The sequence below is a fragment of the Pseudotabrizicola sp. genome, from assembly GCF_030684215.1.
GTDB lineage: Bacteria > Pseudomonadota > Alphaproteobacteria > Rhodobacterales > Rhodobacteraceae > Pseudotabrizicola.
Window position 1 is genome coordinate 64,449 of record NZ_JAUXOV010000063.1, and the last position, 12,502, is coordinate 76,950.

12 protein-coding genes and 1 tRNA gene are annotated in these 12,502 nt (G+C 63.2%); 4 read left to right on the plus strand and 9 right to left on the minus strand.

Annotation, left to right across the window (positions count from 1 at the left end; genetic code table 11):
* Positions 1-8: 8 nt before the first annotated feature.
* The 7 genes from Q8K08_RS12430 to Q8K08_RS12460 form a co-directional block, all read right to left on the minus strand.
* The gene (locus Q8K08_RS12430) at positions 9-2,084 is read right to left on the minus strand and encodes a hypothetical protein (protein WP_305250267.1); all 2,076 of its coding nucleotides are present in this window, start codon (positions 2,082-2,084) and stop codon (positions 9-11) included.
* Positions 2,081-4,840, minus strand: coding sequence for a DUF4159 domain-containing protein (locus Q8K08_RS12435; protein WP_305250268.1), 2,760 nt, complete (start codon positions 4,838-4,840; stop codon positions 2,081-2,083). Before Q8K08_RS12435 ends, Q8K08_RS12430 begins: the two co-directional genes overlap by 4 nt.
* Positions 4,840-5,652: a DUF58 domain-containing protein gene (locus Q8K08_RS12440; RefSeq protein WP_305250295.1), complete on the minus strand. Its 813-nt coding sequence runs from the start codon at positions 5,650-5,652 to the stop codon at positions 4,840-4,842. Before Q8K08_RS12440 ends, Q8K08_RS12435 begins: the two co-directional genes overlap by 1 nt.
* A gap of 53 nt (positions 5,653-5,705) precedes the next feature.
* Positions 5,706-6,719 (minus strand): MoxR family ATPase, encoded by a 1,014-nt coding sequence (locus Q8K08_RS12445; RefSeq protein ID WP_304796794.1) that lies wholly within the window; start codon positions 6,717-6,719, stop codon positions 5,706-5,708.
* A 188-nt stretch (positions 6,720-6,907) separates the two neighbouring features.
* Positions 6,908-6,982: transfer RNA gene (locus tag Q8K08_RS12450), tRNA-Glu, on the minus strand.
* A 54-nt stretch (positions 6,983-7,036) separates the two neighbouring features.
* The gene (locus tag Q8K08_RS12455) at positions 7,037-7,837 is read right to left on the minus strand and encodes a lytic transglycosylase domain-containing protein (protein WP_304796791.1); all 801 of its coding nucleotides are present in this window, start codon (positions 7,835-7,837) and stop codon (positions 7,037-7,039) included.
* 136 nt (positions 7,838-7,973) lie between these two features.
* A complete protein-coding gene (locus Q8K08_RS12460; protein ID WP_304796788.1) occupies positions 7,974-8,240 on the minus strand; it encodes an accessory factor UbiK family protein in 267 nt (88 codons plus the stop codon).
* A gap of 125 nt (positions 8,241-8,365) precedes the next feature.
* Between Q8K08_RS12460 and lgt the strand changes: the two genes are divergently transcribed.
* From lgt to Q8K08_RS12480, 4 genes are all read left to right on the plus strand, one after another.
* Positions 8,366-9,241, plus strand: coding sequence for a prolipoprotein diacylglyceryl transferase (lgt, locus tag Q8K08_RS12465; protein WP_305250269.1), 876 nt, complete (start codon positions 8,366-8,368; stop codon positions 9,239-9,241).
* A complete protein-coding gene (locus Q8K08_RS12470) occupies positions 9,238-10,293 on the plus strand; it encodes a class I SAM-dependent methyltransferase (protein WP_304796783.1) in 1,056 nt (351 codons plus the stop codon). The genes lgt and Q8K08_RS12470 overlap by 4 nt, the downstream gene beginning before the upstream one ends.
* A 4-nt stretch (positions 10,294-10,297) precedes the next feature.
* Positions 10,298-11,050: a peptidoglycan editing factor PgeF gene (gene pgeF / locus Q8K08_RS12475; protein WP_305250270.1), complete on the plus strand. Its 753-nt coding sequence runs from the start codon at positions 10,298-10,300 to the stop codon at positions 11,048-11,050.
* 240 nt (positions 11,051-11,290) lie between these two features.
* On the plus strand, positions 11,291-11,434 hold the full coding sequence (locus Q8K08_RS12480; protein WP_305250272.1) for a hypothetical protein: 144 nt from the start codon (positions 11,291-11,293) through the stop codon (positions 11,432-11,434).
* 14 nt (positions 11,435-11,448) lie between these two features.
* On the opposite strand, the gene Q8K08_RS12485 is transcribed toward Q8K08_RS12480, so the two are convergent.
* Together Q8K08_RS12485 and Q8K08_RS12490 are read right to left on the minus strand one after the other, a co-directional pair.
* Positions 11,449-11,802: a hypothetical protein gene (locus Q8K08_RS12485; RefSeq protein ID WP_305250273.1), complete on the minus strand. Its 354-nt coding sequence runs from the start codon at positions 11,800-11,802 to the stop codon at positions 11,449-11,451.
* 19 nt (positions 11,803-11,821) lie between these two features.
* Positions 11,822-12,322: an Lrp/AsnC family transcriptional regulator gene (locus Q8K08_RS12490; RefSeq protein WP_305250274.1), complete on the minus strand. Its 501-nt coding sequence runs from the start codon at positions 12,320-12,322 to the stop codon at positions 11,822-11,824.
* Positions 12,323-12,502 lie beyond the last annotated feature (180 nt).

The following is a 12,502-nucleotide window of genomic DNA, read 5'->3' on the forward strand; positions in this document are numbered from 1 at the left end:
GGGAAGCCTCAGGTCAGTTTGCGCGCGCCTTTACGGCCCTCTATCAGCCACGCGGCGATGGCAAAGCTGGCAACCAGCAGCAACCAGGCCCAGCCGGGCAACAGCGCGGCGACCCGCACATCCTGGGTCACATAGGCGCCACGCGGGGTTATTCCGATCCAGCCACGGCCCACAGCGGGACGACCATCGCGCACTGTGCGCACATCCGGCGCACCATCGGAAAGGCGCAACACCCCCCCATTGGTGGCTGCAAGCGTCGCCGCCAGCACGTCACCAGACGCGATGGTTTCCACAAACTCGCGCGGCGATGAAGGGCCAATGGCCACCACGCGGCTTAGATCGCCCTGATCCATCCGGTACAGGCCAACGGTCGGGGCATCAAATTCGCCCTCATGCCGACCGGGCGAAACCTCGGTCAGTTCCAGCGCAGTCTGTGTCCCATCCGGCCCGGTGATGATAACATCGCCGGGGGGCGTATCTTGAATGCTGCGGCGCGTCACGGTCAGGGTCTGGCCCGACACTGTGGCAGACAGGGTTTCTTCTTCCAGTTCCGGCTCTTTCAGCATCCAGTGCGCCAGACGCCGCAACAATTCCAGTTGCGGCCCGCCACCTTCATAGCCGCGCCCCCAAAGCCATGCATGATCCGACGCAAGGATAGCCACGCGACCCTCGTCCACCCGGTTCAGGATCAACAGTGGGCGGTTTTCCGGCCCTTCCATCACCACCTGCCCCGCACGCGGAATCACATCTACCATGCGGAACCAACGGCCCCACCCCCCCTCGGGTGCCAGCGCCTCCAGCCCTTCGGTCACCGGATGACGGCGGCCAAGGTCGGTCAGGGCGGGCTGAAACCCGCCTTCTATAACGCGAGCGGTGGGGTCGGCGGGCAGGATTTGCGCCAAAGGCGACCGCCAAAGGCTGTCCACCGCGCCGTATTCCGGGCCAGCGGCGACCAGAACCGTGCCGCCACCGCGCACATATTGCACGATGTTCTCCATGTATGACATCGGCAGAATGCCCCGCATCGAATAGCGGTCGAACACAATCAGATCGAATTCCTCAATCTTTTCGACAAACAATTCGCGGGTGGGAAAGGCGATCAGCGACAGTTCACTGACCGGGATGCCATCTTGCTTTTCAGGCGGTCGCAGGATGGTGAAATGCACCAGATCCACACTTGCATCCGATTTCAGCAGGTTGCGCCAGACCCGTTCCCCGGCATGCGGCTCACCCGACACCAGCAGCACCCGCAAACGGTCGCGCACGCCGTTGATCTGCACCACGGCAGCGTTGTTGCGGTCAGTCAGCTCGCCGTCGGTGGTCGCCACTGTGAATTGCAGCACGTTCATCCCGCCATGCGGCAGGGTCACCGGCAGTTCCAGATCTTCGCCCACCGGCACGGTATAGGTTTGCGGCGGATCGGCATCGACGGCGATGGTCAGTTCAGCCATCGGGCCGACACTGGCAGGCACAGCACCCTGATCCTCAATCCGCAGGGTCAGCATCACCTCCTCGCCCAGAATGGCAAAGGCGGGGGCGTTTTTGACAATCAACCGGCGGTCCCAGTCATCGGGTTGGCCGGTCAGCAACAAATGCAGTGGCGCGGGCATATTTGGGGCAAGCTCCAGATCATGGACCTGCCCATCGCTGATAATCACCGCCCCCGCGACCCGCGCACGGGGTTCTTCTGCCAAGGCTTCGGCAAGCGCGGTCATGGCACGGGTGCCCGCATCCTCTGGTCCATCGCCCACACGGGTGACGCGCAACTCGGTGTTGTCCAGCGCCGCGATTTCTGCCTCCAACGCCGCAAGGGCGCGCGCGGTCTGTGCAGGGCGATCAGACAACTGCTGGCTGGCGCTGTCATCCACAACCGCGATCACGATGTCGGATTGCGGGCTGCGATCTTCTTCCTGCAAGGCCGGGTTGGCCAACGCCAGCAGAACCACGCCCGCAGCCACCGCCCGCAGGCCCCAGCCCGACAACCCGCGCAGCATGGCAAGCGTCAGCAACACCACGGCAAAGCCCAGCGCGCCCCACAGCATCGGCCACGGAATCAGCGGGGCGAAGATAAGGCTTTGCGTCATTGTCCCAACCTGTCCAGCAGCGCAGGCACATGGACCTGATCGGATTTATAGTTGCCCGTCAGCACATGCATGATCAGGTTGACGCCAAAGCGATAGGCCATCTCACGCTGGCGCTCTCCGGCAAAACCGCGACCCACCGGCAACAAGGGCGCACCGCTGTCGGAAACCGCCCAGGCCGAGGCCCAGTCATTGCCGCCAATCACCACAGGGGTCACGCCATCATTCAGGTTGCGAAACGGCATCCCTTCCACCTGTTCGGCATCGGGGGGGGCGGCTTCCACCCAGACCGCCCCGCGCGGGTGGCGACCGGGGAAGTCCTGCAACAGATAAAACGTCCGGGTCAGCACATGGTCGGCGGGGATCTGCTCCAATGGCGGGATGTTCAGGCCAGCCGCAAGGCGCTGCAAATGCTGGCTTTCGGGTGATGACCCGCTCGCCAGATCCGCATCACGGGTGTCAAACAGGATCATCCCCCCGGTGCGCAGATAATCATTCAGCCTGGAATAAGCGGCTGCCGAGGGCAGCGGTTGCGCCGTAGACACAGGCCAGTAAAGGAACGGGAAAAACGCCAGTTCATCGGTTTCAATGTTCACCCCAATCGGCCGGTCCGGCTCGATAGACGTGCGCGCCCACAGGATTTCACCCAAACCGATCAGCCCCTTGGCGGCGGTATCATCCAGCCGCGCATCGCCGGTCAGCACATGGGCCAGCACCAGCCCAGTGGTGGCCTGCAACGCCTGCTCATCCTTGGGCACACCCTGCGCCCGCGCATCAGGCGTCATCAGCGCCAGCGCGGCAACCATCGCCGCCCCGCGCGCAAAGCCGCCCAGACGGCCAGAAATCCAAAGTGCGGCAAGGATATCCAGCATCAAAAGCACCAGCGCCCCCGACAGAAACGCGCCCATCAGGGCCTGCTCCGGCGGGCGCTCCAACCCTTCAATGACGGTGCCCTGCGGCCATGCGGCAGCGCTCAGCGTGGTCTCTGCAGTGATCACATTCAGCGCCACGCGGCGATCTGCCCCGGCATAAAGACCGGGGGGCTGATCCGGGCCGGGGCCGGTGGCCATCGCCCTCGCCAACGCCTCGCCGGGTTGGCCGGGCAGATCACCCGCATCCTGTAGCTGGCCATAGGCATCCAGCACGATCTGAGGCACCCATGTCTGACCCACCAGATCGGCGGCCTCTGGCGCGGCGGGGCGTGTGGATACAGCCAACCGTTCCAGCATCGACATGAACAGGCCCGACAGTGGCAGGCTGGACCATTCGGCATTGGCGGTCACATGCACAAGAACCACCTGACCCTGCCCCACCGCCTTGCGCGTGACCAGCGGCGTGCCATCGGCCAGCGCAGCAATGGTCCGTTCGGCCAGATCAGGATCAGGCTGCGCCAGCACTTGCGCCGTCACGGTCACGTCTTCGGGCAAGGGCAGACCATGAAACGGCGAGTCTTCGGGGAAAGGTGCCAGCGTTTTCGGCTCCCCCCAACTCATCGCCCCGCCCACAGCACGCCCACCTTCGCGCAGGCGCACCGGCATCAGCGGGTCTTCACTGGTGCGGCTGATATCGCTCGCCGCCATTTGCGGCCCGGCAAAGCGCAGCAAAAGGCCCCCCGTATCCAGCCAGTCTAGAAGCGCATCGGTATCGGCCTGCGACAGCCGCGCCACATCGGCCATGATCACCACATCGGGCGAGGCGAGCAGCAGATCGGTCAACGAGCCTTCCATCAGGTCGGCCACCGGAGCCAAAGCCTGCCGCAGATAGTGCAAGGGCGACAGCAGTTGCAGCCCCTCACGATCCGCGCCGCCCCCGATCAGCGCGACCTTGCGGCGTTTCAGACTGTCATCGGTCAGGCTGACCGCCCCAGCCGACCGCAAGCCTGCGATTTCAAACCGGGTGATCCGGTTGCGCAATTCGGGCGGCAACGACAGCGCGGCCTCGGCCCGCCCGGCCCCAAGTCCAAAGTCCAGCCCGATGCGCGCCAGTTCACGCTCCACCCCCGACGGATCGGGGCCACGCGCCGACACTTCCACCGCTACAGGGTCGGCGGCAGGCATACGGCTGGCGGAAAGCTGTATCGCGCCGTCACCATAGGTGGCGGGGTGCAGCGCAAAGACCGGGCGGGGGCTTTCAAACACGGTGACGGTGCCTTTGTCGTCGAACGCGTCGAACAGCGCCTCACGGCCCGGATGATTCAGCCCATCGGACAGCCAGAACGTGTCGAAATCACCCGTCGGCAGCGCCTCGGCCCACAGCGCCAGATCGCGCGGGGTCCACGCCTGCGGCGTCACCCCGGCCAGTCGGGTGGCCACGGCATCCGCCGCCTGAAACGCCACCTGCCCCGGCGCATCGGTCAGCCGGATCACGGCCACAGGGCGGCCATCGCGGCCCGCCTCGTCAATCAGCGCCGACGCCCGGTCAAGCCTGCGGGTCCAGTCGCGGGCATCAGCCCATGTCGCATCCATCGCGATCAACAGCGGACCGTTGCCTGCCTGCCGCTCGGTCGGGTTCAACACCGGGCCAGCAAAGGCGATGATGGCCGCCGCAATCGCCGCCATCCGCAGCAGCAGCAACCACCACGGGGTTTTATCCGCCTCGGCTTCTTCATCGCGCAGCCCCAGCAGCAAGGCGACACCGGGAAAACGACGGCGGATCGGCGCAGGCGGCACCGCACGCAGCAGAAGCCACAAGACGGGCAGCGCAAGCAGACCCAGCAGCAGCAGGGGCGTGGCAAACCCGACAGGGCCAAGCATGAACATCAGCGACCCCCCTGCAAGGCGCTGTAAATCCACAGCAACGCCGATTGCGCAGGCTGGCCTGAATGATGCGTGGTTACATGCCACCCAACCGCGCGGGCCAGCGTGGCCAGTCGATCCTTGCGTTCCGCCAACCGCGCCAGATAGCGATCCCGCAAATCTCCCGCTTGCTGGGTTTCATGCCGCATCCCGCCACCCATCGATTCGAATATGGTGCGGCCTGAAAACGGAAACTCCTCCTCGGCCGGGTCCAGCACCTGCACCAAGGCGCCACGCACACCACGATCGGCGGCGGCGGTCAAAGCGGTCTCAAGCGAGGTTAAATCACCAAGGAAATCCGACAAAAACAGCGCGCGGCCATGACTGACCATACCCGTCGCAGTGGGGGCGCCATATTCGCCGCCTGCCTCTGCGCCAGACAGCACCGCCGCGAGCTTTACAATCTGCGCCCGTCCGGGGCGCGGTGGGGCGGCATCGCCCGCCAATCCCACACGCTCACCCGCGCGCAGCAGCAGCACTGCCGTTGCAAGTGCCAACAACCGTGCCCGGTCAGATTTGGGCGGGCGGGACTTGTCGCCGGAAAACGCCATCGACTTGGCCGGATCGACCCAAAGCGTCACCGATTGCGCCGCCTGCCATTCACGCTCGCGCACAAAATGCGCGTCGCCCCGTGCCGACCTGCGCCAATCAATCAACCGCGCCGAATCGCCCGCATTCACTGGCCGGTATTGCCAGAATTCATCCCCCTGCCCCGCGCGCCTGCGCCCATGCTCGCCCATCATGACGGTGGCGGCCAACAGGTCCGCCTCTGCCATCAGGGGCGGAAGCGACTGGCCAAGCGTCTCAGCGCGGGACTGAAGGTCTATGCTCACGCAGCGGCCTCAAGGCGCAGCGTGCGGCTGGTCACACGGTCGATGATGCCAGACAGCGTCTCACCCCGGGCCCGCGCCGCAAACGACAGCGCCATCCGGTGGGTCAGCACCGCCCGGCTCATCGCGGCGACATCGCCGACCGACGGCGCCAGCCGCCCATCCAGCAGTGCCCGCGCCCGCACAGTCAGCATCAACGCCTGCGCCGCACGCGGTCCGGGGCCCCAAGACAGGCTGCCCTCCAGATCGCGGCCCTCGGCCTCACCGGGACGGCAGGCGCGCACCAGATCAAGGATCGCCTCGACCACCTGCTCGCCAACCGGCATTCGCCGGATCACCGCTTGCGCATCCAGCAACTCGTCCGCGGTGAACACCTGCGTCGATTGCGCGTCCTCGGCCCCGGTGGTGGCGATCAGAATATCGCGCTCGGTCGCGCGGGTCGGATATTCCACATCGACCTGCACCAGAAAACGATCAAGCTGTGCCTCGGGCAGCGGATAGGTGCCTTCTTGTTCAATCGGGTTTTGCGTAGCCAGAACGTGGAACGGGCGGCCCAGCTTGCGGTGCTGGCCCGCGATGGTCACCTCTTTTTCCTGCATCGCCTGCAACAGCGCCGATTGTGTCCGGGGGCTGGCACGGTTGATCTCATCCGCCATCAGAAGCTGGCAAAAGATCGGCCCTTCGATAAAGCGAAACGCCCGCGCGCCGCCATCTGCTGTTTCAAGCACCTCAGACCCCAGAATATCGGCGGGCATCAGATCGGGGGTGAACTGGATACGGTTGGCCGAAAGCCCCATCACCGTGCCCAGCGTGTCCACCAACCGCGTCTTGCCCAGACCCGGCAGACCGACCAGCAACGCATGGCCGCCACACAGCATAGAGGCCAGCACCAGATCGACCACTTTCTCCTGCCCGATAAAGCGGTGATTGATCGACGCCTTGGCCTGGCCCAGCTTGTCGCCCAGCCTTTCAATCGCGTCCACAAGATCGGCTTCAGGGGATGTTGCGGCCATATCGACGCCTCCTTGGGGATTGGTTGCAGCCCATTAGACCCAACTATGCCGCGCGGCACAAATAGCAAAAGCAGACAGCAGACAAATGATCGTGAGATTTTGCAAACCCCGCATCACACTTGAAAGCAGCAATGCCATGCGAAACCGCCCCTGACGAAGCAGGATGCAATCTTGTATCATGGGGAAAGTGGCAGCCCGTAGGGGAGTCGAACCCCTCTTCCCAGGTTGAAAACCTGGTGTCCTAACCGATAGACGAACGGGCCACTGGCGGGGTCAATAGGCCACAGGCCCAAGACACGCAAGAGGGAAAATGGCGGTCAGTTGTCGATGCGTCTGGCCATGATTGCGATGGCCTTCTGATAGACGGTCGCCGAGTTCCACTCTTTGATCACGGCAAAGTTTGGCTCGCCTTCCTGATAGCCGGCACCGGGTCGCCAACCCTTTTGGCGCAGGAAATTCGCGGTTGAAGCCATTGCGTCGGTCAGGTTGTTCAGATCGACCTTGCCATCGCCGTTGCCATCGACCCCATAAACCAGTGCATTGCCGGGCAGGAATTGCGTATGGCCCCATTCGCCATGCTTTGCACCAACCGAATTGGCCGACAAAGACCCCTTGTCCACCAACTTCAAAGCGCCGATCAGATGCGGGCGGAAAAAGGCGCTGCGGCGGCAATCATAAGTCAGCGTGGCGATGGCCGAGACGATGTTGGTGTCGCCCATATAGCCGCCAAAGGCTGTTTCCATCCCGTGAAGCGCCAGCAAAACCCCTGCAGGCACGCCATAGCGCTGTTCAAGTTGCGCATAAAACTGGGGATTCTTGGCCTTGCGCTGCTTGCCCTGACGGACAATCGTATCAGCGCCACGCACCTGCAGGAACTTGTCCAGCGAATACCGAAAGCTTTTCTGATTGCGGTCTGCCGCGATGGTCGCACTCGAATAGCTCGATGCCATCAGCGCAGCCAAGCCACGCTCACGCACACCTTCGGCACGGGCTTCGGCGGCCATTTCCGATTTCCAGCCTTCATACCGCCCCCCGGTATCGGAACAGGATGCGGCCTGAGACGCAGTGGCGAAAAGGGCAAAACCAATGGTCAGACAAATGGATTTCACGGCAGACATAACGGCACTCCGGGTTCAAAAATCACTGTCAGTGTAATGATGCAAGAATGCGGATCAAGCAAATGCGCATCCGCAGCCGTCAGCCTGCGCACAAGTTTTCGTCAGAATGTCCGTGATAGCACCGCCCCAAAAGGGTTCAGACCGATGGCTTGGCCTTTTTCGCGCTGCCTGCTTCCAGCGCAGCGATACGCGCCTCAAGCGCTGCGTTTTCTTCGCGCGCCTTGACCGCCATGGCCCGCACCGCATCAAATTCTTCACGGGTCACAAAATCACGGTCTGCCAGCCAACGGTCCATCAGACCCTTCAGTGCCGTCTCTGCCTCGGTCTTGGCACCTTGTGCCACGCCCATGGCATTCGTCATCAGATGGCTGAGGTCGTCGAGGATCTTGTTGCGGCTCTGCATTGGACTGGTCCTTGTTGTATCCTGTTGCTTATATGGTCCCGCGCCCGCGCGCCGCAAGACGGCGCGGCACATTGACATCTGACGTGCCGCTGCCGACAACGCAGGGAACTGCCAGCCGAGGTGCCATGTCTTACCTTCCGTTCCCCAATATCTCGCCCGATATCTTTGCCATCGACATCTTTGGCATGACCTTCGCCCTGCGCTGGTACGCGGTGGCCTATATCGTCGGCCTGATCGGCGGCTGGCGGCTGGTGCTGGACACGCAGCGACGGCCCGCCTTGTGGCACGGCCCCGCGCCGATGACAGCCGATCAGGTCGAGCGGTTGCTGACATGGGTGATCGTCGGGGTCATCCTTGGCGGGCGACTGGGCTTTGTGCTGTTTTATCAGCCGGGGTTCTACCTGCAAAACCCAGCCGCGATTCTGCGGGTTTGGGAAGGCGGCATGTCGTTCCACGGTGGTTTCCTTGGCGTTGTCGTCGCGGGCATCCTCTTTTGCCGCCGCGAAGGCATCCCGATGCTGAAAGCTGCCGATGTGATGGCACTGGCGGCACCTTTGGGGCTGTTTCTTGGCCGCGTGGCGAATTTCATTAATGCCGAACTGTGGGGCCGACCCACATCCATGCCGTGGGGCGTGGCCTTTCCGGGTGAGGCGGCGCAGACCTGCCCCGATGTGCTTGGCGTGTGCGCCCGCCATCCCAGCCAGCTTTACGAAGCGGTGCTTGAAGGGCTGTTGCTCGGGATCGTCCTGCTGTGGCTGGCCTATCGTCGCGGCTGGCTGAAGTGGCCGGGCGCGCTGACGGGGTTTTTCCTGACAGGCTACGGCGCAGCGCGCTTTGTGGTGGAATTCGTGCGCCAACCCGACGCGCAATTCATCTCCGAAGGCAACCCGCTGGGCCTTGCGTTTCAGATCGCAGGCCACGGCCTGACCATGGGGCAGATCCTGTCCGTGCCGATGATCGCAGTGGGGCTGTGGCTTTTGTTGCGCGCCAAGCTCGCATGACCGAACTGGCCCGCCTTATCGCCGCGCGGATTGCGGCAACGGGCCCGATCACTCTGGCCGCGTACATGGCAGAATGCCTGCTGCACCCTGACCACGGCTATTACACCACGCGCGACCCGTTCGGCGCGGCGGGCGATTTCACCACCGCGCCCGAAATCAGCCAGATGTTTGGCGAGTTGCTGGGCCTGTCATTGGCGCAGGCATGGCTGGATCAGGGCGCGCCCGCCCACTTTACGCTGGCCGAATTCGGGCCCGGTCGTGGCACGCTTATGGCCGATGTGCTGCGCGCCACCCAAGCGGTGCCGGGATTTCACATGGGCGCAAGCGTTGTGCTGCTAGAGGCGTCACCCGCCCTGCGCGCCGCACAAGTGGCGCGGCTGGCCCCGCATCGGGTCCGCCATATCGACAGCCCCGACGCCCTGCCCGACCAGCCGCTGTTCCTGCTGGCGAATGAATTTTTTGACGCCCTGCCGATCCACCAGTTCCAGTTTGACGGCACGGCATGGCGCGAACGTCTGGTGGGTCTTCGTGACGGGCAAATGGCCTTTGGCCTGTCCGACCCGATCCACCGCAGCTTTGATGCACCTGCCTTTCAAAACCCGGTGCCGGGCCGTGTGGCCGAGGTGTGCCCAGCCGCGCAACCTTATGCCGGGGTGATCAAAAACCGCATTCAGGCGCATGGTGGCGCGGCCCTGATCGTGGATTATGGCGGCTGGCGGTCGGGAGGCGATACGTTTCAGGCCATGCGCGCGCACAGCTTTGCCGACCCGCTGGCGGAACCGGGCTTGGCCGACCTGACCGCGCATGTGGATTTTGAGGCATTGGCCTCGCTCTGCACCCTGCCCCATGCCTACACCGAGCAGGGCGCGTTCCTGAAACACCTTGGCATTGACGCACGCGCAACGCGGCTTGCCCAATCCTTGACCGGCGCTGCACTCGAATCGCACCTTGCCGCGCATCGGCGCTTGACCCATCCGCAGGAAATGGGTTCGTTGTTCAAGGTGCTGGGGCTTCACGGCCCCGGCACGCCCCCACCACCCGGATTTACCTGATACCATGACACTTGAGATCATCACCTCTGACGCCTTGCCGGTCCGGCACGGATTCTTCACCCGCAAGGGGGGGGCATCTTCGGGTATTTTCGCCGGGTTGAACTGTGGCGCGGGGTCCAGCGACTTGTCGGATGCGGTGGCCATCAACCGCGCCCGTGTGGCCACGGCAATGGATGTGGCGCTGGATCATCTGGTTGGCGTGCATCAGGTGCATTCCGCCGATGTGATCGCCGCAACCGGCCCTTTGCCGGTGCGACCCCATGCCGATGCGCTGGTCACTGCAACGCCCGGCGTTGCGCTGTCTGTGCTGACCGCCGACTGCCAGCCCGTTCTGTTTGCCGACACAAGCGCCGGGGTCATCGGGGCCGCCCATGCCGGATGGCGGGGTGCCGTCGATGGTGTGCTTGAAGCCACGCTGGACGCGATGGAAGGTTTGGGCGCAAACCGAGCCAATATCACTGCCATCATAGGCCCGTGCATCAGCCAACGCGCCTATGAGGTCGGGCCCGAGTTTTTTGAAACTTTCACTGCCGAAGACCCCACCAACAGCCGCTTTTTCATCAACGGCAGCGGCGACCGGATGTTGTTCGATCTGCCCGGCTTTGGCCTGCACCGGTTGCGTGCGGCGGGCGTGGGCCATGCCGAATGGACCCGGCATTGCACGTATGATGACGCCACACGATTCTTTTCGTTCCGGCGCACCACTCATGCGGGCGAGGCAGACTATGGCCGCCTGATTTCGGTGATCCGCCTGTAACCCAAGGCAAAATTGCGGCAAGAATTGCTGCGCGCCTTGGAAACAATGTCGCCGTTTACCCAGAATTGCCGACAAAACCCTTGCTTTTCAGGCTCGCGGCACCGGGATCATGCCGCCACATTCTGCCGTGCCTTATGCGCCCCAGACCACAATTTTTCACATTTGCTGCCCCGGCACCGCCCCAAAGACAGGTCAAATTTGTCTCAACGTCAAATGACAACCGGACAAGGGACACTGAACATGAAAAAAGAACGCCGCTGGCTGAAGTCCGCAATCGCTGCCAGCCTTGAACAGCAGGTCACCCTGCCTTGGGCCGCACGTCGCAATAGCCAAGCTCCAAAAGCTGCGCCCGCCGCCAAGCCTCGTGCCATCGCCGCGCGCTGACGAATCAACCCGACTCACAAAAAGGGCCACGCATCGCGTGGCCCTTTGTCATTTGATCCGAGCCCCTCACAGTTAGGCCATGTTTCGCCGATTTTTGTCGCCAATTCTGGAACAATAAGGCGGCCCGCCACCATTTTGTCGCGCCGCGCGGCCAATTGCGGAAACCCTTTGACGATCCGCCAGATTCTTGCCATCTTCTCAGCATCACGGTCTACCACCTGCATGGTGGTCTGGTTTCCGGTGTAAGACCCTCGCAAATGCGTGGGGCAACGTAAACCAGAACGGTCGTTGCTTTGGCAAAAGCGGTCCCGGTGCTCCTCTGGCACGATAACGGGGCCGCTTTTTGCATGTGGCTCCTGCCGCGCCAAACCTGTGACGCCAAAACCGTCAGGCGGTTTTGGCCAACCGCGCTTCCAGCACGTCAAACGGCACACCCGGCTCGTCCTTGGCACAGCGGATCACCAGTGATGTCTTCACGTTAGCCACATTCTCGGCCTTCAGCAGATCGCCGGTCAGAAAAGCCTGAAAAGACGACAAATCCGGGGCCACACATTTCAGAATGAAATCAATCTCGCCGTTCAGCATGTGGCATTCACGAACCAGCGGCCAGGCCCGGCACCGGGCCTCGAATGTGGCCAAATCAGATTCGGCCTGACTTTGCAGCCGCACCATCGCAAAGACCTGCACCTCGAACCCCAATTCGCGCGCGTCGATGTCGGCGTGATAGCCCTTGATATAGCCCGCCTCCTCCAGAGTGCGCACCCGGCGCAGACAGGGTGGCGCGGAAATGCCGACCCGCTTGGCCAGTTCCACGTTGGTCATCCGCCCGTCGGCCTGCAATTCCGCCAGAATCTGACGGTCGATCGGATCAAGCTTTGACGCGGCCATGGGGGTCTCCTTTTGCGCCTATCTAGGCTTGCCCCCCGCTTCACGCAACATTGTTTCAACATTGCGCAGGAATATTTCGTTATTCTGCCCCGCAACGACCGTTTTCAACACCGCAGCGCGCAGCAACGCGGGGGCTTTCCGCCCAGCATCCAAGCGCCTATATCAAAGCCGCACAGAAAA

What these genes read in the sequence shown, in the direction of transcription:
- pgeF (WP_305250270.1), top strand. Translation starts at nt 10,298, where the DNA reads ATGACACTTGAGATCATCACCTCTGACGCCTTGCCGGTCCGGCACGGA.
- Q8K08_RS12435 (WP_305250268.1), bottom strand. Translation starts at nt 4,840, where the DNA reads ATGTTCATGCTTGGCCCTGTCGGGTTTGCCACGCCCCTGCTGCTGCTG.
- Q8K08_RS12480 (WP_305250272.1), top strand. Translation starts at nt 11,291, where the DNA reads ATGAAAAAAGAACGCCGCTGGCTGAAGTCCGCAATCGCTGCCAGCCTT.
- Q8K08_RS12470 (WP_304796783.1), top strand. Translation starts at nt 9,238, where the DNA reads ATGACCGAACTGGCCCGCCTTATCGCCGCGCGGATTGCGGCAACGGGC.
- Q8K08_RS12440 (WP_305250295.1), bottom strand. Translation starts at nt 5,652, where the DNA reads ATGGCAGAGGCGGACCTGTTGGCCGCCACCGTCATGATGGGCGAGCAT.
- Q8K08_RS12490 (WP_305250274.1), bottom strand. Translation starts at nt 12,322, where the DNA reads ATGGCCGCGTCAAAGCTTGATCCGATCGACCGTCAGATTCTGGCGGAA.
- lgt (WP_305250269.1), top strand. Translation starts at nt 8,366, where the DNA reads ATGTCTTACCTTCCGTTCCCCAATATCTCGCCCGATATCTTTGCCATC.
- Q8K08_RS12460 (WP_304796788.1), bottom strand. Translation starts at nt 8,240, where the DNA reads ATGCAGAGCCGCAACAAGATCCTCGACGACCTCAGCCATCTGATGACG.
- Q8K08_RS12445 (WP_304796794.1), bottom strand. Translation starts at nt 6,719, where the DNA reads ATGGCCGCAACATCCCCTGAAGCCGATCTTGTGGACGCGATTGAAAGG.
- Q8K08_RS12455 (WP_304796791.1), bottom strand. Translation starts at nt 7,837, where the DNA reads ATGTCTGCCGTGAAATCCATTTGTCTGACCATTGGTTTTGCCCTTTTC.
- Q8K08_RS12430 (WP_305250267.1), bottom strand. Translation starts at nt 2,084, where the DNA reads ATGACGCAAAGCCTTATCTTCGCCCCGCTGATTCCGTGGCCGATGCTG.